Origin of the sequence: Achromobacter sp. ACM05 (genome assembly GCF_019218915.1) — a bacterium.
Lineage (GTDB): Bacteria > Pseudomonadota > Gammaproteobacteria > Burkholderiales > Burkholderiaceae_B > Achromobacter > Achromobacter animicus.
Genome location: NZ_JAHUWQ010000004.1, coordinates 532,148 through 558,196 on the forward strand (window position 1 = coordinate 532,148; position 26,049 = coordinate 558,196).

Genomic DNA, 26,049 nt, shown 5'->3' on the forward strand with positions numbered 1-26,049 from the left:
CAAGGTTTGCTTCCTAATTCTTTTAAAGCCGGCATGAATAGACCCGCTTCATACCGTCAACGTTCCAGTACCAGCCGGCGCGTAGAAAATACCGCCCTGGGATGGCTGGGTCATGACATGCGGGGCGCCGGTGTATTGGCGACTGCCCGCAAGCATCTGCAAATTCAATACGCGGTGGCGGCGGTATTGCCCGCCCCGCTGGGTGCTGTGTGCCAGGTCGCCAAGCTGGAAAACCTGTGTCTGCACCTGGTGGTGCCGACCGCCGCGCATGCGGCCAAGATGCGTCAATTGGCGCCGCGCATCGCGCGGTCTCTGGCGGACCAGGGCTGGAACCTTAACGAAATTGCCATCAAGGTACAAGCGGGGTTACCCAAGCCCGGCGCCCGTCAGCCGCGCCCTCCCACAGAGGCGCAGCCGTTGAACGACAAGGCTCTAGGTGCGTTCGAAACGCTGCACGGCAATCTGCGGCCAGGTCCGTTGGCCGACGCCGTCGCCAAGCTCTTGAAGCATCACAAGAGTAGCTGAGCAACCCGGCTTTGTCCGGCAACTCAGAGGGCCGGAAACGTCGCGAAACCAACTTTTCAGACCGATGGCCGGATGGTGGGCTACCGGATTGCGACTATCGCGCGAGGGGATGACGGCCAGCGTCGTCCCTAAGGAGAAACCCAAGCGGGTATCTAAGCAGAAACCCGCGCTGGGCCAGGGGTGGCCCCCGTGCGCGGGTTCAGCGGAAACCTGGCGTCAGGCCAGTTTCCATTCATGGCGAAACGCCTGGGGCGCTTCTGCCTGCGATTCGTACGTGACGATTTCCCAGGCGTCGCGCTGCTCGAGCAGCGCGCGGGCAAGCTGGTTGTTCAGGCCGTGGCCCGATTTGCACGCCACATAACGTGCCACCAGCGGCTTGCCCAGCAGATACAGGTCGCCGATGGCGTCCAGGATCTTGTGCTTGACGAATTCATCGTCGTAACGCAGCCCGTCGCTGTTCAGCACGCGGTACTCGTCCATGACGATGGCGTTGTCCAGGCTGCCGCCACGGGCCAGGCCCATCGACCGCAGGGCCTCGACTTCATTCACGAAACCAAAGGTGCGCGCCCGCGCGATTTCGCGAACGTACGAATGCGTGGCGAAATCGATTTCGGCGAAATTTGCCGTGGAGTCGATGGCGGGGTGACGGAAGTCGATCGAGAAAGCCAGCGCGTACCCTTCATGGGGTTCGAGCCGGGCCCATTTCTCGTTGCGGCCTTCGCCTTCACGCACTTCCACCGGCTTCAACACACGGATGAACTGCTTGGGCGCGTTCTGCTCGACGATGCCCGCCGAGCGCAACAGATAAACAAACGTCGCCGCGCTGCCGTCCATGATGGGGACTTCTTCAGCAGTGAGGTCGACGTGCAGGTTATCGATACCCAGGCCGGCCAACGCCGACATGAGATGTTCCACGGTCGACACGCGAACATTGCCCTGTTGCAGCACGGACGCCATACGGGTGTCGCCCACGCCGGTGGCTTGCGCGGGCAGGTCGACGACCTGCGGCAGATCCACCCGGTGAAAGACGATGCCGGTATTGGGCTGTGCCGGACGCAGGGTGAGCTCCACCCGCCGTCCTGAGTGGACGCCGACGCCTGTCGTGCGGACGAGATTCTGGATGCTGCGCTGTCGGAACATGAGACTTGGAATTTTGAACCCGGAAGCCGGCAAGATAAGTACGGATTGCCGGCGTAACCGAAGTATTGTAACGCTGTCCGATCCATGCCGCCATTCAAACTGACGTTCAGACCGGCCGAAACCTCCGTCCCTTATTTAACGTGCAAGGGAAACACGGACCGCTCTGCCTCCGGCTCGCCCGTGGGGACAGGCGAGCCGGAGTGAGGGAGTGCAGTTAGAGCCGTTGACCGGCTCTAGGTTCAGTCCGCCTGCTTACGCAGGAAGGCCGGGATGTCGAAATGATCCATTCCCGAGCTTTCCAGCGCCCGCACCTGGGCCGACGCCTGGCTGCGCGGATTGCGCATGACAGACGGCATGTCCAGATTGCGGTAGTCGCCGCCTTGGCCGGCCGGCATCGTGCCCATGGGCATGTTGTCGGTGCCGGTGCGCAGCACTTCAGCTGTGTTCTGCACCAGTTGCGGACGGGCTTGCGCACGGCCAAGGCCGGTTGCAACCACCGTGACGCGCAGGTTTTCGCCCATGGACTCGTCGTAGGCGGTGCCGAAGATCACGGTCGCGTCGTCCGAAGCGTAGCTGCGGATCGTTTCCATGATTTCGCGCGTTTCGCGCATCTTCAGCGAGCGGCTGGCGGTGATGTTGACCAGCACGCCACGCGCGCCGTTCAGATCCACGCCTTCCAGCAGCGGGCAAGCAATGGCGTGCTCGGCGGCAACACGTGCGCGATCCGCGCCCGATGCCGACGCCGTGCCCATCATGGCCTGGCCCTGCTCACCCATGATCGTCTTCACGTCTTCGAAGTCGACGTTGACGTTGCCTTCGACGTTGATGATTTCGGCGATACCCGCGCACGCGTTGTGCAGGATGTCGTCGGCCGAACGGAAGCAGTCTTCCTGCGTCGCGTCCTCGTCCATCAGTTCATACAGGTTCTCGTTGAGCACCACGATGAGCGAATGCACGTGCTTGGCCAGTTCCGAGATACCGTCCTCGGCCATCTTCAGGCGCTTGTTGCCTTCAAAGGAGAAAGGCTTCGTGACCACGCCCACGGTCAGGATGCCCAGTTCCTTCGCCACTTCAGCCACGACCGGACCCGCACCGGTACCGGTGCCGCCGCCCATGCCCGCGGTGATGAAGACCATGTGCGCGCCGTTCAGCGCGGCACGGATTTCCTCACGCGCGGTTTCCGCCGACGCGCGTCCCTGCTCGGGCTTGGCGCCCGCGCCCAGACCGGTACGGCCCAGGCGGATCTGCACCGGCGCATTGGTTGCCGCCAGCGCTTGCGCATCGGTATTGGCGCAGATGAAATCCACGCCGTGCACACCGCTGCGAATCATGTGCGCGACGGCATTGCCGCCCGCACCACCCACACCAACGACCTTGATTACGGTCCCTTTGGTGTTGTTCTCAAGCATCTCAAAGTTCATCATGATGACTCCCTCACAAGTCCGAATTTGCAAATCACAAAAATTCCCCGACAACCTATCTTTTGTGAATCGCCTCAAAGCCGACGCCGGCTACATAGGCCCGCTACGGGTTTGAGACGCCTCCTCTTTCTGGCGCTCCCCGCTGGACAGCCGCGGTTCGCACCAAGGAGCAGGCCCCAACCTGCACCCTTTAATTCATGAACCACTCTTTCATGCGCGCAAGCAGGCTCTTGAAGTTGCCCGTCTGCGCAGCCACCTTGCGGCCACGCACACGCTGCATGCGCGCTTCCTGCAACAGCCCCATCACCGTCGAGAAACGCGGATTGCGCATCACGTCGGCAAGGCTGCCTTCATACTCGGGCACCGCCACGCGAACCGGCTTGAGGAACACGTCCTCGGCCAGTTCGATCATGCCGGGCAGCTGCGCGGATCCGCCGGTCAGGACCACGCCGGAAGCCAGCAGGTCCTCGTAGCCGGAATCGCGCACCACCTGCTGCACCAGCGTGAACAGTTCTTCGACGCGTGGCTCGATCACCGCGCCCAGCGCCTGGCGCTTGACCTGGCGCGGGCCGCGGTCGCCCAGGCCCGGCACTTCCACGGACTCGTCCGGGCTGGCCAGCACCTGCTTGGCGACGCCGTAGCGCAGCTTGATTTCTTCGGCATCGGGCGTGGGCGTGCGCAGCATCGCCGCGATGTCGTTGGTGATCTGATCGCCGGCGATGGGCAGCACGGCGGTGTGGCGGATTGCGCCGCCGGTGAAGATGGCAACGTCGGTCGTGCCCCCGCCGATGTCGACGAGAACGACGCCCAGCTCCTTTTCGTCGGCGGTCAGCACGGCCAGGCTGGAGGCGAGCGGCTGCAGGATCAGGTCCTGCACTTCCAGGCCGCAGCGGCGGACGCACTTGACGATGTTCTGCGCGGCACTGACGGCGCCGGTCACGATGTGCACGCGCACTTCCAGGCGCAGGCCGCTCATCCCGATGGGCTCGCGGATGTCTTCCTGGCCGTCGACGATGAACTCCTGCGTCAGCACGTGCAGCACCTGCTGGTCCGTCGGGATGTTCACCGCCTTGGCGGTCTCGATGACGCGGGCGACGTCGGTGGCGGTGACTTCCTTGTCCTTCACGGCGACCATGCCGCTGGAATTGAAGCTGCGGATATGGCTGCCGGCGATGCCGGTGTAGACGTCTCGAATCTTGCAATCTGCCATCAGCTCGGCTTCTTCAAGCGCGCGCTGAATGGAATTCACAGTGGTCTCGATGTTGACGACCACGCCCTTGCGCATGCCGCGCGATTCGTGCTGGCCCAGGCCAAGCACCTCGAAGCGGCCTTCAGGCAGGATTTCAGCCACCACAGCCACCACCTTGCTGGTGCCGATATCGAGGGCGACGATAAGGTCCTTGATGTCACGGGTCATGGCGTTAGCGTTTCTTGGGAGGTTTCGGTGTGGATTTGGATTTGGTTTCCGACGCGGGCAACGGGGCCAGCGCCAGGGCGAAACCATTCGGATAGCGCAGGTCGGCCTGCGTGACGGTGCGCCCTACCAGGCGCCCCGATACGGTGGGCCACGCCTGCACAAAGCGTTGAATACGAGCCGCGAACGGCAAGGCGCCGGGCAGGCCGTGCGGGTCCGGCGCATCGGCGCCCGGATCCCGGCCCAGGTCCAGCAGCATGCCGTTGGAAAGCACGACGCGCCAGGCGTAGCGCGGGCTCAGTTCCAACTGTTCCACATGCATGTCCAGCGGCGCGAACCAGCGCGCCAGCTCGGCGTAGCGCTGCACGACCAGCGCTTCCGTGCCGTCGGGTCCGGAGAACTGCGGCAGCACCGTGTCGTCGTCCACCTCGCCCGTGTTGGCCGTGAACGCCTCGCCCCAGGTGTTGATCATCTGGTTCTCGTTCCACAGCGCCAGGGGCTGCTGTTCCTCGATGCGCACGCGCAGCACGTTCGGCCAGATCCGCCGCACGGTGGCATGCCGGACCCAGGGCACCGATTCGAAGATCTCGCGCGCGTCGTCCAGGTCCACCGTGAAGAAGTTGCCCTTCACGCGGCCCGCGATCGCCGAACGCACGGCGCCCGTCGACACGTAGTGCAGTTCGGTGTCGGGCATCGATTCCAGCTCGATCGCCGACAGCGTGAAATACGGACGTTGCGCTACCCACACCACGCCCGCGATGAGCATGGCGGCAACCGCCAGCACGGCGAGCGTGTTGGCGATCAGGTTGGTAGTACGAGCGTCGTTCCACACGGAGTATCCAGATCAAGCGTTGCGGGCGTGGCCGTGCACCTTGCACGAGGCCTCGGACAGGATGGCCACGCACAATTCTGCATAGCTGATCCCCACGGCCTTCGCGGCCATGGGCACCAGGGAGTGGCCGGTCATGCCGGGCGAAGTATTCATTTCAAGCAGCCAGGGCCGGTTGTCGGCATCGAGGATGAAATCCGCGCGGCCCCAGCCCTCGCAGCCCAGCGTCTGATACGCCTTGACGGCAATCCGCGCGACTTCTTCAGCGACGTCCGCGGGCAAGGCGGCCGGGCAGAAATACTGCGTGTCGTCGGAGAAATACTTGTGTTCGTAGTCGTAGTTGCCGCCCGGCGCCGCGATCTCGATCACCGGCAGCGCGCGTGCCGCCTTGCCCGAGCCCAGGACTGCCACGGTCAGCTCGCGCCCAGTGATGAACTGCTCGGCCAGCACCTCGCTGTCGTACTGCGCGGCTGCGGCGTAGGCTTCCTTCATGTCGGAGTAGCCGACGACCTTGGTGATGCCCACGGTCGAGCCCTCGTGCGGCGGCTTGATGATCAGCGGCAGTTGCAGGCGGTCGGGGACCAGGCGCAGTTCGGTATCGGCGTCCAGCACTTCAAAGTCGGGCGTGGGCAGGCCATGCTGCAGCCAGATGCGCTTGGTCATGGTCTTGTCCATGGCCAGCGCCGAGGCCATCGGGCCGCTGCCCGTGTAAGGAATGCCCAACAGTTCCAGCGCGCCCTGCAGGGTGCCGTCTTCGCCGTAACGGCCGTGCAGCGCGATGAACACGCGGTCAAAACCTTGATCGGCCAGTTCGGCAAGACTGCGCTCGCCGGTGTCGAACAGGTGCGCGTCCACGCCGGCGCTGGTCAGCGCCTCGTGCACGCCCTTGCCGGACATGAGCGAAACTTCACGTTCGGCGGACCGGCCGCCGTACAACACACCCACCTTGCCGAATTGCTTGCTCATGCCAGCTCTCCCACCTGGGCGGGGACCTTGCTGATCGAACCCGCCCCCATCACGATGACGACGTCGCCATCGCGCACGAAATCCACAACCGTCTGCGGCAGCTCCGCCACGTCTTCCACGAATACCGGCTCGACCTTGCCGGCCACGCGCAACGCGCGCGACAGGGCACGTCCGTCAGCGGCGACCAGCGGCGGTTCGCCAGCGGCATAGACCTCGGTCAGCAGAACGGCGTCAGCCGTGCCCAACACCCGCACGAAATCCTCGAAGCAATCGCGCGTCCGCGTGTAGCGGTGCGGCTGGAAGGCCAGCACGATGCGACGATCGGGCCAGGCGCCGCGCGCCGCAGCCAGCGTTGCCGACATTTCGACCGGATGGTGGCCGTAATCGTCGATCACCGTGAACGTGCCGCCGCCGTGGTTGGCCGGCACCGGGAATTCGCCCGTCTGCGTGAAGCGGCGGCCCACGCCCTTGAACGCGCGCAGCGCCTCGCAGATGGCGGCGTCGGACACGCCCAGCTCGGTCGCCACGGCGATCGCGGCCAGCGCGTTGCGCACGTTATGCAGGCCGGGCAGATTCAGTTCGACGTTCAGGGGCGGCAACAGCGTGTCGCGGTGAGTGCGCTGCACGTTGAAGCGCATGCGCGTGCCGTCAGGCTGCACCTCATAGGCACGCACCTGCGCTTCTTCGTTCAGGCCGTAGGTCGTGATGGGACGCGACACGAACGGCATGATCTCGCGCACGTTCGCGTCGTCCGAGCACAGCACGGCGCTGCCGTAGAACGGCAGGCGCTGCGTGAATTCGATGAACGCGCTCTTGAGCCGCGCCACGTCGTGCCCGTAGGTGTCCATGTGATCGGCATCGATATTGGTCACGATGGCCATCACGGGCAGCAGGTTCAGGAACGAGGCGTCCGACTCGTCGGCCTCGACCACGATGTAGTCGCCCTGCCCCAGCCGCGCATTGGCGCCCGCCGAATTCAGGCGGCCGCCGATCACGAACGTGGGGTCCAGGTCGCCCGCCGCCAGCACGCTGGCGACCAGGCTGGTCGTGGTGGTCTTGCCGTGCGTGCCGGCCACGGCGATGCCGCGCTTCAAGCGCATCAGCTCGGCCAGCATGATGGCGCGCGGCACCACCGGAATACGCGCAGAGCGCGCCGCGATCACTTCGGGGTTGTCGCCCGCCACCGCGGTGGACGTGACGATGGCGCTGGCGCCCGTGACGTTGCTGGCGGCATGGCCGATCGCGATCTTCACGCCCAGGCCGGCCAGGCGGCGCGTCACCGCCGACTCGTTCAGGTCGGAACCGCTGATGTCGTAGCCCAGGTTCAGCAGCACTTCGGCAATGCCGCTCATGCCCGAACCGCCGATGCCTACAAAATGGATATGTTGAATTCTGTGTTTCATGATGAACGCCCCGCTGCTTGTTCACAGACGTCGGCGATATGGGCGGCCGCGTCGGGACGCGCATGCGCGCGGGCCCGGACGGCGACAGCCTCGAGTTCTTGTCGGGTGCGCTGGCTCAGCCAGTCCGCCAGCCACTCAGGCGTCAGGGCGGTCTGCGGCTGCAGCCAGGCGGCCTGCGCGTCGCTCAGGAAGCGCGCGTTGGCAGTCTGGTGGTCATCGATGGCGTGGGGGAACGGCACGAACAGCGCCGCGACGCCGGCGGCCGCCACTTCGGACACCGTCATGGCGCCTGCGCGGCAGATCAGCAGATCGGCGTCGGCCATGGCGCCCGCCATGTCGTCGATGAAAGCGCGGCAATCGGCCTGCACGCCCGCCTGGGCGTAGGCCTGTTGCAGCGCCGGCAAATGTTGTTCACCAGCCTGGTGGACGACCGTCGGCCGGTTCTCGAGCGGCAGACGCGCCAGCGCCTGCGGCACGGTGGTGTTCAAGGCTTGCGCCCCCAGGCTGCCGCCCACCACCAGCACGCGCAGCGGCCCGGTGCGGCCGGCATAGCGTTCGGCGGGATCCGGCAAGGCGCACAAATCGGCGCGCACCGGGTTGCCCATCGCTTCGCCCTTGGGCAGCACGCCGGGAAATCCGCTCAGCACACGGCGCGACATCTTCGCCAGGCACTTGTTGGCGGTGCCGGCGACGGCATTCTGTTCGTGCACGACCAGCGGCGTGCCGCGCAGCGCCGCGATCACGCCGCCCGGAAATGCCACGTAACCGCCCATGCCCAACACCACGTCGGGACGCACGTCGGACAGCCGCGACCACGCTTGCGCGAACGCGCGCAGCAGCAGGAACGGCAGCTTCAGCAACGCGGACGCGCCCTTGCCGCGCACGCCTTGGAAGCGCAGCGGCACCAGTTCGATGCCGCGCGGCGGCACGAGGCGGCCTTCCATCTTTTCGGGATTGCCCAGCCACAGCACGCGCCAGCCGCGCTCGCGCAGCACGTCGGCCACGGCGAGACCCGGCATGATATGACCGCCGGTGCCACCGGCCATGATCAGGATCGTGCGAGCGGCGGTCATACCCGTCCCCCGCGCATCATGATGCGGTTTTCCACGTCGACCCGGATCAGCATCGCCAGCGCGCACAGGTTCATCACCACGCCCGAACCGCCGTAGCTCATCAGGGGCAGCGTCAGGCCCTTGGTGGGCAGCAGGCCCAGGCACACGCCCATGTTGATGAACGACTGCACGCCGAACCACATGGCCACGCCGTGCGCGACCAGGCCGGCGAACGTGCGTTCCATGGCGATGGCCTGACGGCCGATGTCGAATCCGCGGTACACGATGATGGCGAACAGCGTGATCACCAGCATGACGCCGGCAAAGCCCAGTTCCTCGCCCACCACCGCCATCAGGAAGTCGGTGTGCGCCTCGGGCAGGTAATGCAGTTTTTCGACGCTGGCGCCCAGGCCCACGCCGAACCATTCACCGCGACCCAGCGCAATCAGCGAGTGCGACAGCTGGTACGCGCTGCCGTAGGCGTTGTCTTCGTTCCAGGGGTCCAGGTAGGCGAACAGCCGCGCACGACGCCACGGCGACAGCCAGATCAGCATCAGGAACGTGCCCACCAGCACGGCGAGCAGGCTGCTGAAATACTTGCCGTTGATGCCGCCCAGAAACAGGATGCCGATGGCAATGGCCACGATCACCATGAACGCGCCCAGGTCGGGCTCGAGGAGCAGCAGCATGCCGACGCCGGCCAGCGCGAACGCCATCGGCAGGAAGCCGCGGGCAAAGGCCTGCATGTGCTCCTGCTTGCGCACGGTGTAGTCGGCCGCGTACAGCAAGGCGGCAAGCTTCATCAGCTCGGACGGCTGGAAATTCAGCGGACCCAGCGGGATCCAGCGGTGCGCGCCGTTGACTTCGCGGCCGATGCCCGGAATCAGCACCGCCACCAGCAACACCATCGTCACCACGAAAAGCGGCACGGCCAGACGCTGCCAGACCCGGATGGGGATCGACAGCACGATGGCGGCGCCGACCAGGCCCGCGCTGACGAACAGGCCGTGGCGGATCACGAAGTAATAGCGGCCATAGGACGCATAACGCGGGCCATCGGCCAGCGCGATCGATGCCGAATACACCATCAGCAGGCCGAGCAGCAGCAACGTCGACGCCGCGATCACGAGCGGCATGTCGAAGTTGCGCATGCGGGTACGGCCGGGCCGTACGGCATTGACGCTGGCGGTCAGGTCGGCGATCAGGCTCATTGTGCGGCCTCGGCGCCACGCGCCACGGAATTCGCCCAGGAGGCGGCGTTGCGGTTCATGCCACCTCTCCACGGTCGCGGGCCAGGTCTTCGACCTCTTCCACGAACACCTGCCCGCGATGCGGGTAATTGCGGAACATGTCCAGGCTGGCGCACGCCGGCGACAACAGCACGGCGTCGCCCGGCTGCGCCAGTTCGGCCGCACCGCGCACGGCGTCGCGCAAGGTCTCGACAATCAGGCACTTGACGCCGGTCGGCTCCAGCACGCGGCCGATCTCCGGGCCATCCAAGCCGATCAGCATCACCGCGCGCGCATGGCGCGAGACGACGGGAATCAACGGCGAAAAATCCTGGCCCTTGCCCTGGCCGCCGGCGATCAGCACCACGGGCTGGCCCAGGCCTTCCAGCGCGGCCACGGTGGCGCCCACGTTGGTGCCCTTGCTGTCATTGATGTAGTCCACGCCGCCGATGGTGCGCACGAAGGCGGCGCGATGCGGCTCGCCCGCATAGTCGCGCAGCGCGCGCAGCATGGCGCCCCAGCCCAGATCCAGGCAGCGGGCAAGCTGTAACGCGGCCAGCGCGTTCAGCGCATTGTGGATGCCGCGGATGCGCAGTGCGTCCACGGGCATGAGGCGGCTCATACGGCCCTTGGCGCGCACCGGTTCGGGCGCGTCCTTCTTGCGCCGCGTGGGCGGCGCCGGCTCATCGAAATCGTTGGACTCGCAGGCCGTCAGCCACGCTACGCCCTGTCCCAGTTCAAGGCCCATGTCGCCCACCAGCTCAGGCACATCGCGGCCGAAGCTGCGCACGTTCATGGCGTTCAGCGACGACACCATATCAACGGTCAGCGGATCGTCGCGATTGACGATGGCGATGCGCGCCATCTTCAACAGACGGCCCTTCGCATCGGCATAGGCCTGCATGCCGCCGTGCCAGTCCAGGTGATCCTGGGTCACGTTCAGCACGACGGCCGCATCGGCCATCAGCGTGCGCGTCGTTTCAAGCTGGAAGCTGGACAGTTCAAGCACCCACACCTGCGGCAGCGCGTCCGTGTCCAGCGCGTCCATCAGCGCGGACAGCGCCGCGGGGCTGATGTTGCCGGCAGCGATGACCGTCAGCCCGCTGGCTTCGACCAGTTGCCGCGTCAGCGCGGTGACGGTGGTCTTGCCATTGGTGCCGGTCACGGCCAGCAGACGCGGGCGATACTCGCGATGGGCGGCCAGATCCGCCAGCGCGCGGGCAAACAGTTCGATCTCGCCGACGATTTCAATGCCGCGGGCCTCGGCCTCGCGCAGCACGTCGGCGGCGGGCGCCTGCGTGGGCGCCAGACCCGGGCTCAACACGACCTGCGACACGCCATCCAGCAGATCGGTGGCAAACGACTCGTCGCAGCCCAGCCGGTATTCCACTTCGTTCTGCGCCAACGCTTCGCGCAGCGCGGCCAGGCCTCCCGGTTCCGAGCGCGTGTCGGCCACGCGCAAGCGGGCGCCCAGGCGGGCGCACCAGCGTGCGGCGGCGACGCCCGTCTCGCCCAATCCGAGGATCAGCACGAGCGGCGCGTCAGCGCGGGAGGATTCCATCATGTTCATCGCAACTTCAGCGTAGAGAGGCCAATCAGCACCAGCATCATGCTGATGATCCAGAAACGCACGACCACCTGGGTTTCCTTCCAGCCGCCCACTTCAAAGTGATGATGCAACGGGGCCATTCGGAAAATGCGTCGACCTGTTCCATAACGTCGCTTCGTGTACTTGAACCAGGTCACCTGGATCATCACGGAAAGCGTCTCGACGACGAACACGCCGCCCATGATGAACAGCACGATTTCCTGGCGCACGATGACCGCGATCGTGCCCAACGCACCGCCCAACGCAAGCGCGCCGACGTCGCCCATGAACACTTGCGCCGGATACGCGTTGAACCATAAAAATGCGAGCCCCGCGCCCCCGATCGCCGCGCACAGCACCATCAATTCCGATGCGCCGGGGATGTACGGAAACAGCAGGTACTTCGAATAGTCCACGCGACCGACCACGTAGGCGAAGATGCCCAGCGCGCTGCCGACCATCACGGTGGGCATGATGGCCAGGCCATCCAGGCCATCGGTCAGATTCACGGCGTTGCTGGTGCCGACGATCACAGCCCAGGTCAGCGCCACGAAACCCAGCACGCCCAGCGGATAGCTCACGGTCTTGAAAAACGGGACGATCAGGTCGGCACGCGTCGGCAGCGCCATCGTGAAGCCGCTGCCCACCCAGGCCTTGAACAGGGGCCAGAGTTCGGTGTTGGCGGGCGCGGACACCGCGAACGCCAGATACACCGCAGCCACCATGCCGATGGTGGCTTGCCAGAAGAATTTTTGACGCGCCGGCATGCCTTCGGGATCGCGATAGACCACCTTGCGGTAGTCGTCACGCCAGCCGATCCAGCCAAACCCGAAGGTCACCAGCAGCACGACCCACACGAAGCGATTAGTCCAATCCGCCCACAGCAAGGTGCTGATGGCGATGGAGATCAGGATCAACACGCCGCCCATGGTCGGCGTGCCGGTCTTGACCAGATGCGATTCGGGACCGTACGTGCGCACAGCCTGGCCGATCTTCATTTCGGTCAGCTTGCGGATGACGCGCGGACCGGCCACCAGGCCGATCACCAGCGCCGTCGCGCACGCCAAGACGGCGCGCAGGGTGATGTATTCGAACACGCCCAGCGCGCGCACATCGTCGGAAAGCAGGCGGGCGATCTCAAGCAGCATGCTGCTCTCCCTGCCCTGCGGCTGCCGTACCGTCATTCAAAGAAAAAGCCGTCACTACCCGCTCCATGCGCATAAAGCGCGATCCTTTTACCAATACGCAGGACGGGCGCAAGCCGCGCAAGGCGGCAACGACTTCGTCTACCGATGCGCAGGCGTGCGCGCCAGCGCCGAATGCGGCAGCTGCCGCCCGGCTGGCTTCGCCTAGCGTGATGAATGCGTCGAGCCCATGCTCGCGCGCGTAATTGCCCACCTCGACGTGCATGGCGGGGCCGTTGTCCCCGACTTCGCCCATGTCGCCCAAGACCAGGACGCGCGTGCCGCCGATGCGCGCAAGCACGTCGATGGCTGCGCGGACCGAATCGGGGTTGGCATTGTAGGTGTCATCGATGAGCAACGTTCCGTCACCCATTCGCTTGTGCTGCATGCGGCCGGCCACCGGGCTGAATCCCGCCAGCGCACGCACCGCGATCTCGAGCGGCGCGCCCGCTGCAATGGCGCTGGCGATGGCGGCCAGCGCGTTGCGCAGGTTGTGCAATCCCGCCACCGGCAGCGTCAGATCGGCAACGCCGACCGGCGTCACGACACGGCAGCGCGTGGCGTCGACTTCCGCGATGATCTGTTCCGCATAGACGTCCAGGCCGGGCTGCAGACCGAACCGCAGCACGCGGCGCGGCGCGGCCAGCGCATCCCAGATGGCTGCGTAGGGCTCGTCTCCGGGATACACGGCGACGCCATCGGCCGGCAATGCGGCAATCGCGGCGCCGTTCTCATGCGCGACCGCTTCAACGGTGTGCATGAATTCCTGGTGCTCGCGCTGCGCGTTCGTGACCAGCGCCACGGTAGGCGCGGCAATGGCGGCAAGCTGCGCAATTTCACCGGGGTGGTTCATGCCCAGCTCGAACACGGCGGCGCGATGACCCGCGCGCAGGCGCAGCAAGGTCAGCGGCACGCCGATGTCGTTGTTCAGGTTGCCGGCCGTAGCCAGGCGCCCCGCGTCGCCCTGCCATTCGGCGAGCATCGCGGAGATCATTTCCTTGGTGGTCGTCTTGCCGTTGCTGCCGGTCACCGCCACCACGGGCAGCACGAACCGGGCACGCCAGGCGGCGCCGATGCGCGTCAGCGCCACGCGCGTATCGCCCACGACAAGCTGCGGCAATCCGGCATCGGCAACCTGGTGCGCGACGAGCGCCGCGCAAGCGCCGCGCGAAGCTGCCTGATCCAGGTAGTCGTGCGCGTCGAAATTCTCGCCCACCAGCGCGACGAAGAGTTCGCCTTCGCCGATACGGCGCGTATCGGTGGACACGCCCGGCGTCTGCTGCAGCAGCAGCGCCACGCGCGCCCATTCCCGATCATCGAAAGGCAGCTTCTCGCCACCGATGTCCTGATAGGTTTCGTGACCCTTGCCGGCCAGCAGCACCACGTCTTCCGGCGACGCCGCCCAGATGGTCTGCAAGATGGCGCGCGCGCGATCGACCTGCACGTCGGCATGCGCCGCTTCGGGCACGCCGGCCAGGATCTGCTGGACGATCGCCTCGGGCGATTCGGTGCGCGGGTTGTCGCTGGACACCACCACGTGGTCGGCCAGCTCCGCGGCAATGGCGCCCATCACCGGACGCTTGCCCGGATCGCGCTCACCGCCGCAGCCGAACAGGCAGATCAGGCGGCCGGAACGCGCCGTGGCCACGGCACGCAGCGCCAGCAGCGCACGGGACAACGCGTCCGGCGTGTGGGCGTAGTCCACCACCACCAGCGGACCGCGTGCCGTATGGGCTGGCAAGCTCACTGCCGGTTCCACGGTCTGCAAACGGCCATCGACGGGATCCGTCGCCGCCAGTTCACGCGCAATCTGCGCAAACGGCAGGCCCAGCTTGTACAGCACGCCCGCCACCAGCAGCAGGTTCGAAACGTTGTGCGCGCCCAAAAGGCGCGTCACGATCTGGGCTTCGCCATGCGGCGACACCAGCGTAAAGATCTGGCCTTGCGACGTTGCCTGCAAGTCCCGCGCACGCATGGCGGCCGGAATTTCAGGATCGTCGCTCAGGCTGTAACCCATCGGCGTCACGCCGTCCGGCAGGCTGGCCAGCATCCGCCGCCCGGCTTCATCGTCGGCGTTGATCACCGCGGCGGTCAGGCCGGGCCAGCGGAAGAGGCGCGCCTTGGCCGCTTCGTAGCGCTCCATCGTGACGTGATAGTCCAGATGGTCACGCGTCAGATTCGTGAAGGCGGCCAGTGCCACGCGCACGCCATCCATGCGGCCCTGCTCGATGCCGATCGACGAGGCCTCCATGGCCACGGCCTTCGCGCCGGCGTCGCGCATCGCGGCCAGCGTGCGGTGCACAGTCAGCACATCCGGCGTCGTCAGGCTGCCGCCCAGCGTCTGGCCGTCGGGCAGCACGGCGCCCAGCGTGCCGATGGTGCCGCAAGCCTTGTCGTTGCGGCTCAGCGCGTGGGCAATCCATTGCACCGACGACGTCTTGCCGTTAGTGCCGGTCACCGCAACCACGGCCAGCGCCGCCGACGGACGGCCATACCAGGTGTCGCCCAGTTCGCCCAGCAGCGAGCGCAGGCCGGTCACCGCAAGCATGGGCGTGCCGGCCGACGCGGCTTGTACGGCATCGGTGGCAGGCGCTTCGAACAGCACGGCGCTGGCGCCCAGCGCCAACGCCTTATCTATATAGAGCCGGCCGTCGCTCGACAGTCCCGGGCAAGCAACGAACACGTCGCCCGGCTCGATGTCGCGCGAGTCCAGCTTGAGATGCGCGGTCAACGACACGCGCTCATGCAACCACGCCACGGTCTCGGCAACCGTGGCGGCAGGGGAAGAGTGGAAGCCGTTGGCGCTCATCTGCCTGGCTCCTTGATACCAGCAACAATCGTGGATTCAAACGGTGCGTCGGGCCGCACCCCCATCAGCCTCAGGCTCCCCCCCACGATATGGGAGAACACGGGCGCGGCAATGGCGCCGCCGTAATAGCCGCCGATCGTCGGTTCGTCGATGGACACGGCCACCACGATCTTGGGATCCGACACCGGGGCAAAACCCACATACGAGCTGCGGTAACGTTGCGTGCTGTACTTGCCGTCCACGATCTTGCGCGCGGTGCCGCTCTTGCCCGCCACGCGGTAGCCCTGCACCTGCGCGGCCTTCGTGCCATCGGGGCCGGTGGCGGCCTCCAGCATGGCGCGCACCAGCGCGGTCGTCTTGGGCGTGTAGATCTTGACGCTGGTCGGATCGCTATCGCGCTTGACCAGCGTCAGCGACACCATGTCGCCGTTACGTGCAAAGACGGTATAGGCGCGCGCCACTTGCAGCAGCGACACGGACAGGCCGTAGCCGTAGGCCATCGTGGCCTTTTCGATCAGGCGCCAGCGTTCCCACGGACGCAGACGGCCGGGCGCGGCGCCGGGGAATCCCACTTGCGGCGCCTGGCCGAGACCCAATTCGGTGAAGCGATCCCACATTTCACGGGATTCCAGCTTCTCGGAGATCATCGTCATGCCGATGTTGCTGGACTTGCGCAGCACGCCCGCCACATCCAGCGTGCCGTTGCGGCTCACGTCGCTGATCGTGCTGCCCTGATACGTGAACCGGCCGTTGCCCGTCTCGAACTGCGTCGACGTGCTGATGCGGCCCAGGTCCAGCGCCAGCGCTGCGGTAAAGGGCTTCATGATCGAGCCCGGCTCGAACGTATCCGTGATCGCCTGGTTGCGCAGGTTGGCGCCATGGAAGGTTTCGCGGTTGTTCGGATCGAAGGTCGGCACGTTGGCCAGCGCCAGGATCTCGCCCGTGTGCACATCCACCACCACGGCCGTCGCCCCCTTGGCGCGGTGCTTGTCCATGGCGTCCTTCAGTTCCTTGAACACCAGGTACTGCAGGCGCGTGTCAATGGACAGGCGCAAGTCCCGGCCATCAACCGGCAACGTAACGGCCTGCACGTCTTCGATGACCCGGCCCAGCCGATCCTTGATGACACGGCGGCTTCCCGGTCGGCCCGACAACTGCTGGTTGAACGTCAGCTCGACGCCTTCCTGCCCCTGGTCCTCGACGCTATTGAAGCCCACCACGTGGGCCATCACGTCGCCGTCCGGGTAGTAGCGGCGGGTTTCGGGCTGCTGGTGCACGCCCGGCAAGCCCAGCTGTTTGATCTTGTCGGCCACGTCCATCGAGACCTGGCGCTTCAGGTACACGAAGTTCTTGTCCTCGTCGACGAGGCGGCGGCGCAGATCGCCCGCCGGCGTGTCCAGCAGCTTGGCCAGCGAATCCAGCTGCGCGGGCGTGGCCTGCTTCACGTCTTCGGGAATCGCCCAGATGGCGCGCGCCGGCACACTCGATGCCAGCACCGCACCATTACGGTCCATGATCTTGCCGCGCGTGGCGGCCAGCGTCAGCGTGCGCTCGTAGCGGCGCTCGCCCTGCTGCTGCAGGAATTCCGTCGACAATCCTTGCAGGAACAGCGCGCGGCCGGCCAGCACGGTAAACCCGCCAAACAGCAGGATCAGCACCAGGCGGGCGCGCCACGTAGGCAAGCTTCCGCGCAGCACGGGATTGTCGAAGAAGGGCACGCGCTTCATTGCGTGCCTCCGGCGGCCGCGGGCACGGGCGCCTGATTCATATAGAGCGTACGGTCGGGGACGATGGGAATCATCTTCAGACCGTCGCGCGCAATGGCGTCGACCCGCGCATTGCGGGCCAGCTCGGCGCGCTCAAGCTGCAGGCGCCGCCAGTTGGTTTCGAGGTCGCGCGCATGCGCCTGATCGCGGCCCAGCTCCACGAAGAGCTGGCGCGACTGATACCGGCTGGTGACCAGGGAAATGGCCGACAGCATCAGCAAAGCCGCAACGATCAGGTTGACGCGACCCATCAGCGGCGCCCTCCCTTGCCGCCACGCCGGGGCGGCGGGGCGAGGTCGCTGCCGGGCAGCGAACCGATCTTCACAAATGCAAAGCCGCCCTCAGCGGGCAGCGGCGTTTCCGTACGTTCAGCCGCGCGCAGGATGGCGGAACGGGCGCGGGCGTTCGTCGAGACTTCATCGTCCTCGGCCACGACCTTGCCCAGGGATCGCACAACGGGTTGGGGCATTTCGCTTTCGCGCAGGGGCAGGCGTGCATGCGCAGCAGCCGGCCTGGCCGCCGCCGCGATGCACTGCTTGACCATGCGGTCTTCAAGTGAATGAAAGCTGATCACCGCCAACCTCCCCCCCGGGGCAAGCAGGTCTAAAGCTGACGCGAGGGTGCGCGCGAGCTCTTCGAGTTCCCGATTGATGTAAATCCGTAAAGCTTGAAAGGTGCGTGTGGCCGGATGTTGCCCCTTTTCGCGCGTGCGGACGGCGCTGGCGACGCACTCGGCAAGCTCGAGCGTGGTGCGCAGCGGCCTTGTTGCGCGGCGAGCAGCAATCGCCTTTGCAACCTGAAAAGCAAACCGTTCTTCGCCATAATCCGCTATGACCTCCCGCATCTCATCCACACTGGCTTGCGCCAGCCAATCCGCCACCGTGGGACCACGAGTGGTGTCCATCCGCATATCGAGCGGGCCGTCTCGCATGAACGAGAAACCGCGCTCGGCATCGTCGATCTGAGGCGACGAAACGCCCAGATCCAGCATCACGCCATCGACCTTGCCGATGCCGCGCTGCTGCAATTCTTCGGCCATGGTGGCAAAGCCCCCATGCACCACAGTGACCCGCGCATCCTCGGCCGCCAGCGCGTTGGCGACCGCAATGGCTTGCGGGTCCTTGTCAAACACGACCAGCCGGGCGTGCTTGCCCAACCGGCCAAGCAACTCGCGGCTGTGGCCGCCCCGGCCGAAAGTGCCGTCTACGAAGACGCCGCTTTCGATTCGCGTAGCCACATCCTGCCCATCCTGCGGCTGCGACCGTGCCGCACCCTTGCCGCCGAAACCGGGCAGCAAAAGCGCGTCCACCGTCGGCGCCAGGAGGACGGGCCGATGTTCGAATTCCATAACTCTGTCAGAACGAAAACTGGTTCAACACGTCCGGCATACCCTTGGCCAAGTCTTCAGCCTCTCGGCTAGCCAGGGTAGCGGCGTCCCACAGCTCGAAGTGAGAGCCCAGACCGAGCAGCATCACATCGCGCGTCATACCGGAAGCGTTGCGCAGTTCAGGAGCGATCAGGACCCGGCCGGAGCCGTCCAGTTCCACGTCCTGAGCGTTGCCCAGCAACAGCCGCTGCAGCGCGCGGGCCGTCATCGGAAAAGCGGCGATCTGCTCGCGCTTCTTTTCCCACTCCGGTCGCGGATACACCAGCAGGCAGCCGTCGGGATGGCGGGTCAGGGTCAGCCGGCCTTCGGCCTGCGACATGAGCGCGTCACGATGCCGGGTCGGAATGGAGATCCGTCCCTTGGCATCCAGCGTGAGCGCGCTGCTTCCCTGAAACACCACATTTACCCCACTTAATTGCACAATTTCCTACTATTTCCCACTCTACGGTATGGGAAAGGGGCGGTCAAGCGAGCGGTTGCAATTTTTTCAATCACAACAAGGACTTAGATCAACTTGTAAATTCGCAAAAAGAAAAACCTCCCAATAAATCAGGAGGTTGCGACATACTCTAAAAGTCCTACTTAAGAAGTAGCGCCTAACGATTGCGGTTTACCGCCTGGGGCTGGGTCGATCCTTCCCATTGGCGAGGCTTCCCGCCAAATGGGCGACCCTGGAAGTGGCAACCAACTGGCGCGGTGGGCGCCAGACGGCCGCGCGGCCTCGTACAGATCCGCGCGCGCCGGGAAAATTCAGTGCAAGACGGGTCTATAGGCCGGATTCTGTACACCAGGTTGCCCTGGCGGACGATCATTCCTCTGCGCGGATCATTGCTGAGCCGCTCTAGCCATCTACCCGCATGCTCGGACGGAGCCGCCCTTCACGGCCGTGAGGCCGCACGCATGCCTATTTGATGTTGCTCCGGATAGAGGTTGCCGCGTTTCACCCTGCGATGCCGCCGCCCGTCGCCGGACGGCGCAATACGGAGATGGCCGTATCAGTGCGCGCATAGCGCGCCCGCGCCGCAGTCTCGTCTCTGTGGTCCTATTCCTCAGCCATGCCCGAAGACACGACCGGACGGCCGTTAGCCGTTACCCTGCCCTGTGGAGTCCGGACCTTCCTCGATGGGCTTGCACCCACCGCGATCGTCCGACCCATCTTGCAGCGCGTATTCTATTACAGCCGTCCGCTCTGTCCCCAGGGCGCCCGCAAGAACCTCGGGGCGGGTTCCTGCGACAATACGCGCTGATCCGCTTAGATGCCGCAGACACCAACACTACATGGCCCTCGAAACTCTCATCACCCTGACCGACGTCCAGCTCGCATATGGGCACCATCCACTGCTGGACCATGCCGACTTCGCCATCCAGTCCGGCGAGCGCATCGGCCTCATCGGCCGCAACGGCGCAGGGAAGTCCTCGCTCCTCAGACTGCTCGACGGCCGCACACAGCCCGACGACGGCGCAATCGCGCGCAGCTCGAGTCTGCGAGTGGCCACCGTCGAACAGGAACCCGAGCTCGACGACAATGCCACTGTCTTTGACGTCGTATGCAATGCAGATGGCGACCACGAAGACTGGCAGCGCCCCTCGCGCGCGCGCGCCGTCATCGAAAAGCTGGGCCTGCCCGCCGACGTGCAGATCGCCGGCCTGTCCGGCGGCACGCGTAAACGCGTCGCGCTTGCCCGCGCCCTGATCGACGAGCCGGATCTGCTGCTGCTCGACGAGCCCACCAACCATTTGGACTTCGAAGGCATCGCCTGGCTGGAGGACATGCTGCGCGCCTGGAAAGGCGCCGCAGTCATCATCACCCACGATCGCCGGTTCCTGGACGCCGTCACCACTCGCATCGTCGAACTCGATCGCGGACGCCTCCTGAGCTTCCCGGGCAACTTCTCGCAGTGGCAGGAGCGCAAGGCCCAATGGCTCGAGTCCGAAAGGCTCGAGCAGGCGCGTTTCGACAAACTGCTGGCACAGGAAGAAGTCTGGATCCGCAAGGGCGTGGAAGCCCGCCGCACCCGCAATGAAGGCCGGGTGCGTCGCCTGGAAAGCCTGCGCGTGCAGCGCGCCGAACGCCGCGAGCGCGTGGGCAACGTGTCGCTGGCGCTGGCCGAAGGCCAACGCTCCGGCAAACTCGTGGCCGAACTCGAACACGTCAGCAAGCGCTTCGGCGACAAGATCGTGGTCGACGACTATTCCACAACCCTTCTGCGCGGCGACCGCATCGGCATCATCGGCCCCAACGGCGCAGGCAAGACCACACTGCTCAAGCTCATCCTGGGTGAACTGCAGCCCGATAGCGGCGCGACGCGCCTGGGCACCAACGTCGCCGTCGCCTACTTCGACCAGATGCGCGCGCAGCTCGACGAAAACGCTTCGCTCGTCGACATCATCAGTCCGGGGAGCGAATGGGTCGAGATCGGCGGCGTGCGCAAGCATGTGATGACCTACCTGGGCGATTTTCTCTTCTCGCCGGCGCGCGCCGGATCACCGGTGCGCAGCCTGTCCGGCGGCGAACGCGCTCGCCTGCTGTTGGCGCGGCTCTTTGCCCGGCCGGCCAACGTGCTGGTGCTGGACGAGCCCACCAACGATCTGGACATCGAAACGCTGGAGTTGCTGGAAGAACTGCTGCAGGAATACGCAGGCACCGTGCTGCTCGTCAGCCACGATCGCGCCTTCCTCAACAACGTGGTCACGCAGACGATCGCCTACGAAGGCGACGGCCACTGGCGCGATTACGTGGGCGGCTACGACGAATGGGTCGCACAGCGCCCGGCGCCTGTCGCTCCGCAGGCCGAGGCCGACAAGGCCGCGAAACCCGCCGACGACGGCGCCGCACGAGCAAAGGCGGCGCGGCCCAAGCCTGCGAAGGCTGGCAAGATCAACGCCTGGGACCTGCGCGAACTCGAAGGCCTGCCGGACGCGATTGCCGCGCTCGAAGCGAAGCAAGCTGAATTGGCCGGCCAACTTGCTGACGGCAGCCTCTACCGCGATGCGCCGGCCGAGGTCGACCGCATCAACGGCGAACTCGCCAAGCTCGAAACTGAACTCGAAGAGAAGTTTGCGCGCTGGGAACTGCTGGAAGCGCGGCGCGATGGCACGCTTTGACGTGACTGCTATATATAGATAGTCCGCGCGGCGGAAAAAAGGGGTGAACGGCACAGCCGCTCACCCCTTTTTCATTTGCATGCGGCGCCAGCCGCGATCGTCCTCAGACGTGAGCGCGCCACTCCAGCGCCTCGCCCGCCGCCAGCGGGACCAGCGTCGTGTTGCCGAACGCCAACTCTTCCGGCACCTGATAGGTCTCGCGCGACAGCGTCAACGTGCCGGTATTGCGAGGCAGACCGTAGAAGTCGGGGCCATGGAAGCTGGCAAACCCTTCCAGCTTGTCGAGCTTGCCGGCCGCCTCGAACGCGGTCGCATAAAGCTCCATGGCATGCAATGCGGTGTAGCAGCCAGCACAGCCGCAGGCATGTTCCTTCAGACCGCGCGCGTGCGGCGCGCTATCCGTGCCCAGGAAAAAACGCGGGCTGCCGCTGGTCGCCGCCTCGACCAGCGCAAGACGGTGCGTCTCGCGCTTCAAAATCGGCAGGCAATACCAGTGGGGCCGCACGCCGCCCTGGAAGATGGCATTGCGGTTGTAGAGCATGTGCTGCGGCGTGATCGTCGCGGCAATCGGACCTTCCGCATCGCGAACGTACTCCGCGCCTTCCTTGGTCGTGATGTGTTCGAACACGACCTTCAGGGCGGGGAAGGCGCGCCGCAACGGCTTCATCACACGCTCCACGAAAATGGCTTCGCGATCGAACACGTCAATCGACGGATCCGTCACTTCGCCATGCACCAACAGCGGCATACCGCATTTCTGCAGGGCTTCCAGCGCCTTCGTGCATTTGCCCAGCAGATCGGTCACGCCCGCGTCCGAGTTGGTCGTGGCGCCGGCGGGATACAGCTTGACGGCGTAGACATGGCCCGACTCATGCGCGCGCACAATCTCTTCAGCGGGCGTGTTGTCGGTCAGGTACAGCGTCATCAGGGGCGTGAACGAAGCCGGATTGACGCCCGACTTGCCAAGCGCTTCCAGGATGCGGCCTCGATAGGCCAAAGCCTGTTCCGTCGTCGTGACCGGCGGCTTCAGGTTCGGCATGATGATTGCGCGCGCGAACTGGCGCGCCGTGTCGCCGACCACGGCTTCAAGCGCCGCGCCATCGCGCAAATGCAGATGCCAGTCGTCGGGGCGGGTGATGGTGAGTTGAGTCGTGCTTTGAGTAGACATGGAAGGCTTCTTAATCTGCCAGCGGCATGCCCCGTTCAGCAAGCGCGCAGAACATTGCACTGCCCAGGGGAATGACGGCATCGTTGAAATCGAAATGCGGGTTGTGCAGCAGGCAACCGGAATCGGCGCCGCCTTGGCCAAGACGGAAGTAGGCGCCCGGCTTGGCCTGCAACATGAATGAAAAGTCTTCGGAACCCATCGAGGGTACCAGGTCGCGCACCACGTTTTCCTTGCCGATCATCTCGGTCGCGATGTCGGCCACCAGGTTGGCGTGCTGCGGTGTATTCAGCGTCGCGGGGTAGATGCGCTCGTACACCACTTCAGCGGTGCCGCCAAAAGCGCCGGCGATGGCACTCACCAGCTCGCGCATCCGCGTCTCGACCATCTCCTGCACGGACTTACGAAACGTGCGCACCGTGCCCACCATGCGCGCCTCGCGCGGAATCACGCTCATCGCGCCCGGATGCCCGGTCTGCACCGACCCGATCGACAGCACCGCCGAATCCAGCGGATTCACATTGCGCGATACGATGGTCTGCAACGCGGTGATGATCTGACCCGCAATCGTTACCGGATCGATCGTCTGATAGGGATGCGCACCGTGACCGCCCCGCCCCGTGATCAGGATCTCGAAGCGGTCGGCCGCCGCCATCATCGGTCCGGGGTTGATGCCGATCGTGCCAGGTTTGAGGCCCGGCCAGTTGTGCAAGGCATAGATCGCATCGCAAGGGAACGTGTCGAACAAACCGTCTTCCAGCATGGCGCGCGCACCGCCGCGTCCTTCTTCGGCCGGCTGGAAAATCAACACTGCCGTGCCATCAAAGTTGCGGGTCTGCGCCAGGTACTTCGCCGCGCCGATCAGCACTGCGGTATGACCATCGTGCCCGCATCCGTGCATCAGTCCCGGCTTGGTCGACTTGTGGCCGAACGTGTTGTCTTCCGTCATGGGCAGCGCGTCCATGTCGGCCCGCAATCCAATCATGCGGCCGCTGTCGCAGCGCTTGCCGCGGATCACGCCCACCACGCCGGTTTTTCCGATACCGCGGTGCACTTCGATGCCCAACGCTTCCAGCGCACCCGCGACGATGCCGGACGTTCTGACCTCTTCAAAACCGAGTTCTGGATGGGCATGCAAATCGCGCCGGAGCGCCGTCAATTCGTCATGAAAAAGCCGAATCGATTCCAACGGAGAACGTGCGTACATAGGACGTTACAGAATGACGTGAGAGAGGGGACAGTCGGTGCATTTTAGTTGCTACAGAGGATAAATGCCTTTGTCTTTACTGTAGAGACACGTTATGCTCCGGCCGCAGGACAATTTTTCCAACAGCCAGAGAAGGAGCGCCGCATTATGGCCACAACCTCCAAACCCGCGACCGCGCGCAAGCCGAACGCTGCATTCATGAAGCCGCTGACCCCCAGCGCCGAATTGGCCGCTGTCATCGGCTCGGAAGCCGTGCCGCGTACCGAGGTCACCAAGAAGATCTGGGAATACATCAAGAAGCACAACCTGCAAGATGCCAGCAACAAGCGCAACATCAACGCCGATGCCAAGCTGCGCCCGATCTTCGGCAAGGATCAGGTCACGATGTTCGAACTGACCAAACTGGTCAACGCACATCTGAAGTAAGCAGGCAAAGGGCGTACGGCGTACGTCCCTGCCTTTGGATTGTCGCGACGCCCTGGCTTACGGCCGGGCGAGCTCGACGCCACCAAGCAAGCCCCTCCTCGCAGTTCCCCATTGCCACGTCCGTGGACATCTCCGCCCGATTTCAATAGCGACGCCATCGCCTGATCGTCAGCACTGGTGCGCCTTTGCAAGCCGACAAGCTGCATGCTCACGCACTTCAATGGCCCCTCCGGCACACGCAACGTCGATAGGCGCACGCGCCGCCTCTGAATGCGTCCGGCGCGTCGCACTCAACTAAATCGACGCTCAGCGCCCCGCTCCTAAACAAGGCGGCCGCCCGCGTCCTTTCCGATTCCATTGAGTGCACACGCGAGCCAAGGAACATCCGCGCGCAAGTTCTCCTGCGTCACACGAGGCGCATGCAAAAAGGCCGGCATCAATGCCGGCCTTTCCGAGGGTACAGCCTGGACTCAGGCGTAAGACGTGGGCGCAGTGCCTTCCAGCAGCGACAGCCAACCGCGTATCAGGCGATACAGCACCCACACAATGGTTGCCGCCACGCCGATCCAGCCGATGAAGATGAGCGTCGCGATCCCACTGATGGCAAGCCACAGCAACGCCCACCAGAACGTACGCAGCAGCCAGTCGAAATGGCCGGCGTAGACGGTGCCGGCCGCGTCAGACCGCTTGAGATACATGAGCACAACAGCCGCGATCGTGGCAATGCCCAGAAATCCACTCGTCAGAAAGCCCAAGGCATACAAGCCATAGGCCACGTGGGTCAACGTGCGAAGGTCCAATGTCGTACCGGGCACGGGGGTCTGGGGATCACTCACGATAACGCTCCAACGAATTGACTCGAACAATCTTACCGCACAAAGCCACCCCGCCCACGCGCGTTGTTATTTGGGCACATTCAGCATTGGCGCGGCTTGCAGGCCAGTGACGCACCAAAGACAAAGCCCCACCGGGTACCGGTGGGGCTTTGAGGATAAGAGCTTGACGATGACCTACTTTCACAGACGTCCGTCCACTATCATCGGCGCAAAGGCGTTTCACTGTCCTGTTCGGGATGGGAAGGAGTGGTACCACCTTGCTATGGTCGTCAAGCGTAGCTGCTTGAGCAATTGACACCAGGGTCAATCGTTCGAATCTTGGGTCTTACGAATCTTGGGTCTTACTTAAGTGCCGCTTTGACACTGTTGGGCACTACGGTTTACTGCAATGGGACCTGGCGCTTACAGCCGCGGAAGGGTTCGCGCCAATCGCGCAATCAACCTCCAGCGCAACGGCCTGGTCTCTCACTAAAGACAAAACCCCGCAGGGGATACCTGCGGGGTTTTGAGCAATAAAAGCCTGACGATGACCTACTTTCACAGACGTCCGTCCACTATCATCGGCGCAAAGGCGTTTCACTGTCCTGTTCGGGATGG

General features: G+C 64.9%; 21 protein-coding genes, 1 rRNA gene and 1 other RNA gene. 3 read left to right on the forward strand and 20 right to left on the reverse strand.

The window, feature by feature from the left end; translation table 11 throughout:
- The first annotated feature begins 117 nt into the window (after positions 1–117).
- Positions 118–525: a DciA family protein gene (locus KW836_RS24580; RefSeq protein WP_175125683.1), complete on the forward strand. Its 408-nt coding sequence runs from the start codon at positions 118–120 to the stop codon at positions 523–525.
- A 216-nt stretch (positions 526–741) separates the two neighbouring features.
- Here KW836_RS24580 and lpxC read toward each other — a convergent pair whose 3' ends face one another.
- The 16 genes from lpxC to rnpB form a co-directional block, all read right to left on the reverse strand.
- The gene (gene lpxC, locus KW836_RS24585; protein WP_056320776.1) at positions 742–1,665 is read right to left on the reverse strand and encodes a UDP-3-O-acyl-N-acetylglucosamine deacetylase; all 924 of its coding nucleotides are present in this window, start codon (positions 1,663–1,665) and stop codon (positions 742–744) included.
- Between the two features lie 239 nt (positions 1,666–1,904).
- Positions 1,905–3,089, reverse strand: coding sequence for a cell division protein FtsZ (ftsZ, locus tag KW836_RS24590; protein ID WP_056320774.1), 1,185 nt, complete (start codon positions 3,087–3,089; stop codon positions 1,905–1,907).
- 187 nt (positions 3,090–3,276) lie between these two features.
- Positions 3,277–4,503 carry a cell division protein FtsA gene (gene ftsA / locus KW836_RS24595; protein ID WP_006217473.1) on the reverse strand — a complete coding sequence of 409 codons (1,227 nt, stop codon included), beginning with the start codon at positions 4,501–4,503 and terminating at the stop codon, positions 3,277–3,279.
- 4 nt (positions 4,504–4,507) lie between these two features.
- On the reverse strand, positions 4,508–5,332 hold the full coding sequence (locus KW836_RS24600) for a cell division protein FtsQ/DivIB (protein ID WP_175125634.1): 825 nt from the start codon (positions 5,330–5,332) through the stop codon (positions 4,508–4,510).
- A 12-nt stretch (positions 5,333–5,344) separates the two neighbouring features.
- Positions 5,345–6,295, reverse strand: coding sequence for a D-alanine--D-alanine ligase (locus KW836_RS24605; RefSeq protein WP_175139415.1), 951 nt, complete (start codon positions 6,293–6,295; stop codon positions 5,345–5,347).
- The gene (gene murC, locus KW836_RS24610; protein WP_175125638.1) at positions 6,292–7,698 is read right to left on the reverse strand and encodes a UDP-N-acetylmuramate--L-alanine ligase; all 1,407 of its coding nucleotides are present in this window, start codon (positions 7,696–7,698) and stop codon (positions 6,292–6,294) included. Before murC ends, KW836_RS24605 begins: the two co-directional genes overlap by 4 nt.
- Positions 7,695–8,771: an undecaprenyldiphospho-muramoylpentapeptide beta-N-acetylglucosaminyltransferase gene (gene murG, locus KW836_RS24615; protein WP_218345029.1), complete on the reverse strand. Its 1,077-nt coding sequence runs from the start codon at positions 8,769–8,771 to the stop codon at positions 7,695–7,697. Before murG ends, murC begins: the two co-directional genes overlap by 4 nt.
- The gene (gene ftsW, locus KW836_RS24620) at positions 8,768–9,961 is read right to left on the reverse strand and encodes a putative lipid II flippase FtsW (RefSeq protein WP_175139416.1); all 1,194 of its coding nucleotides are present in this window, start codon (positions 9,959–9,961) and stop codon (positions 8,768–8,770) included. The genes murG and ftsW overlap by 4 nt, the downstream gene beginning before the upstream one ends.
- Before the next feature lie 55 nt (positions 9,962–10,016).
- Positions 10,017–11,549, reverse strand: coding sequence for a UDP-N-acetylmuramoyl-L-alanine--D-glutamate ligase (murD, locus tag KW836_RS24625; RefSeq protein WP_218345030.1), 1,533 nt, complete (start codon positions 11,547–11,549; stop codon positions 10,017–10,019).
- Complete coding sequence (gene mraY, locus KW836_RS24630) at positions 11,546–12,715, reverse strand: phospho-N-acetylmuramoyl-pentapeptide-transferase (RefSeq protein ID WP_105237357.1); 1,170 nt, start codon at positions 12,713–12,715, stop codon at positions 11,546–11,548. The genes murD and mraY overlap by 4 nt, the downstream gene beginning before the upstream one ends.
- A complete protein-coding gene (murF, locus tag KW836_RS24635) occupies positions 12,705–15,560 on the reverse strand; it encodes a bifunctional UDP-N-acetylmuramoyl-L-alanyl-D-glutamate--2,6-diaminopimelate ligase MurE/UDP-N-acetylmuramoyl-tripeptide--D-alanyl-D-alanine ligase MurF (RefSeq protein ID WP_218345031.1) in 2,856 nt (951 codons plus the stop codon). The genes mraY and murF overlap by 11 nt, the downstream gene beginning before the upstream one ends.
- A complete protein-coding gene (locus KW836_RS24640) occupies positions 15,557–17,287 on the reverse strand; it encodes a penicillin-binding protein 2 (protein WP_175125648.1) in 1,731 nt (576 codons plus the stop codon). Before KW836_RS24640 ends, murF begins: the two co-directional genes overlap by 4 nt.
- Entirely contained in the window at positions 17,284–17,577 is a 294-nt protein-coding gene (gene ftsL / locus KW836_RS24645) for a cell division protein FtsL (protein ID WP_056569320.1), read from the reverse strand. The genes KW836_RS24640 and ftsL overlap by 4 nt, the downstream gene beginning before the upstream one ends.
- Positions 17,577–18,674, reverse strand: coding sequence for a 16S rRNA (cytosine(1402)-N(4))-methyltransferase RsmH (gene rsmH / locus KW836_RS24650; protein ID WP_175139419.1), 1,098 nt, complete (start codon positions 18,672–18,674; stop codon positions 17,577–17,579). Before rsmH ends, ftsL begins: the two co-directional genes overlap by 1 nt.
- 7 nt (positions 18,675–18,681) lie before the next feature.
- Complete coding sequence (gene mraZ / locus KW836_RS24655; RefSeq protein WP_056322651.1) at positions 18,682–19,110, reverse strand: division/cell wall cluster transcriptional repressor MraZ; 429 nt, start codon at positions 19,108–19,110, stop codon at positions 18,682–18,684.
- Between the two features lie 356 nt (positions 19,111–19,466).
- An RNA gene (gene rnpB, locus KW836_RS24660) (RNase P RNA component class A) lies at positions 19,467–19,872 on the reverse strand.
- Between the two features lie 119 nt (positions 19,873–19,991).
- On the opposite strand from rnpB, the gene KW836_RS24665 reads away from it, so the two are divergent.
- On the forward strand, positions 19,992–21,818 hold the full coding sequence (locus KW836_RS24665) for an ATP-binding cassette domain-containing protein (protein WP_218345032.1): 1,827 nt from the start codon (positions 19,992–19,994) through the stop codon (positions 21,816–21,818).
- Positions 21,819–21,921: 103 nt separating this feature from the next.
- On the opposite strand, the gene pyrC is transcribed toward KW836_RS24665, so the two are convergent.
- Positions 21,922–23,001: a dihydroorotase gene (gene pyrC / locus KW836_RS24670; protein WP_218345048.1), complete on the reverse strand. Its 1,080-nt coding sequence runs from the start codon at positions 22,999–23,001 to the stop codon at positions 21,922–21,924.
- Positions 22,997–24,190: a M20 aminoacylase family protein gene (locus KW836_RS24675; RefSeq protein WP_218345033.1), complete on the reverse strand. Its 1,194-nt coding sequence runs from the start codon at positions 24,188–24,190 to the stop codon at positions 22,997–22,999. Before KW836_RS24675 ends, pyrC begins: the two co-directional genes overlap by 5 nt.
- Positions 24,191–24,337: 147 nt before the next feature.
- Here KW836_RS24675 and KW836_RS24680 point away from each other — a divergent pair, with 147 nt between their 5' ends.
- On the forward strand, positions 24,338–24,616 hold the full coding sequence (locus KW836_RS24680) for an SWIB/MDM2 domain-containing protein (RefSeq protein ID WP_006217453.1): 279 nt from the start codon (positions 24,338–24,340) through the stop codon (positions 24,614–24,616).
- A gap of 470 nt (positions 24,617–25,086) precedes the next feature.
- Here the strand turns inward: KW836_RS24680 and KW836_RS24685 are convergent, their stop codons facing one another.
- Positions 25,087–25,452 (reverse strand): hypothetical protein, encoded by a 366-nt coding sequence (locus tag KW836_RS24685; protein WP_056569333.1) that lies wholly within the window; start codon positions 25,450–25,452, stop codon positions 25,087–25,089.
- Between the two features lie 161 nt (positions 25,453–25,613).
- A 5S ribosomal RNA gene (rrf, locus tag KW836_RS24690) occupies positions 25,614–25,726 on the reverse strand.
- Positions 25,727–26,049: the final 323 nt, after the last annotated feature.

What these genes read in the sequence shown, in the direction of transcription:
- KW836_RS24665 (WP_218345032.1), top strand. Translation starts at nt 19,992, where the DNA reads ATGGCCCTCGAAACTCTCATCACCCTGACCGACGTCCAGCTCGCATAT.
- rsmH (WP_175139419.1), bottom strand. Translation starts at nt 18,674, where the DNA reads ATGGAATTCGAACATCGGCCCGTCCTCCTGGCGCCGACGGTGGACGCG.
- KW836_RS24680 (WP_006217453.1), top strand. Translation starts at nt 24,338, where the DNA reads ATGGCCACAACCTCCAAACCCGCGACCGCGCGCAAGCCGAACGCTGCA.
- ftsW (WP_175139416.1), bottom strand. Translation starts at nt 9,961, where the DNA reads ATGAGCCTGATCGCCGACCTGACCGCCAGCGTCAATGCCGTACGGCCC.
- murD (WP_218345030.1), bottom strand. Translation starts at nt 11,549, where the DNA reads ATGAACATGATGGAATCCTCCCGCGCTGACGCGCCGCTCGTGCTGATC.
- mraY (WP_105237357.1), bottom strand. Translation starts at nt 12,715, where the DNA reads ATGCTGCTTGAGATCGCCCGCCTGCTTTCCGACGATGTGCGCGCGCTG.
- KW836_RS24640 (WP_175125648.1), bottom strand. Translation starts at nt 17,287, where the DNA reads ATGAAGCGCGTGCCCTTCTTCGACAATCCCGTGCTGCGCGGAAGCTTG.
- ftsA (WP_006217473.1), bottom strand. Translation starts at nt 4,503, where the DNA reads ATGACCCGTGACATCAAGGACCTTATCGTCGCCCTCGATATCGGCACC.
- KW836_RS24580 (WP_175125683.1), top strand. Translation starts at nt 118, where the DNA reads ATGCGGGGCGCCGGTGTATTGGCGACTGCCCGCAAGCATCTGCAAATT.
- ftsL (WP_056569320.1), bottom strand. Translation starts at nt 17,577, where the DNA reads ATGGGTCGCGTCAACCTGATCGTTGCGGCTTTGCTGATGCTGTCGGCC.
- ftsZ (WP_056320774.1), bottom strand. Translation starts at nt 3,089, where the DNA reads ATGATGAACTTTGAGATGCTTGAGAACAACACCAAAGGGACCGTAATC.
- KW836_RS24605 (WP_175139415.1), bottom strand. Translation starts at nt 6,295, where the DNA reads ATGAGCAAGCAATTCGGCAAGGTGGGTGTGTTGTACGGCGGCCGGTCC.
- lpxC (WP_056320776.1), bottom strand. Translation starts at nt 1,665, where the DNA reads ATGTTCCGACAGCGCAGCATCCAGAATCTCGTCCGCACGACAGGCGTC.
- murC (WP_175125638.1), bottom strand. Translation starts at nt 7,698, where the DNA reads ATGAAACACAGAATTCAACATATCCATTTTGTAGGCATCGGCGGTTCG.
- murF (WP_218345031.1), bottom strand. Translation starts at nt 15,560, where the DNA reads ATGAGCGCCAACGGCTTCCACTCTTCCCCTGCCGCCACGGTTGCCGAG.
- murG (WP_218345029.1), bottom strand. Translation starts at nt 8,771, where the DNA reads ATGACCGCCGCTCGCACGATCCTGATCATGGCCGGTGGCACCGGCGGT.
- KW836_RS24675 (WP_218345033.1), bottom strand. Translation starts at nt 24,190, where the DNA reads ATGTACGCACGTTCTCCGTTGGAATCGATTCGGCTTTTTCATGACGAA.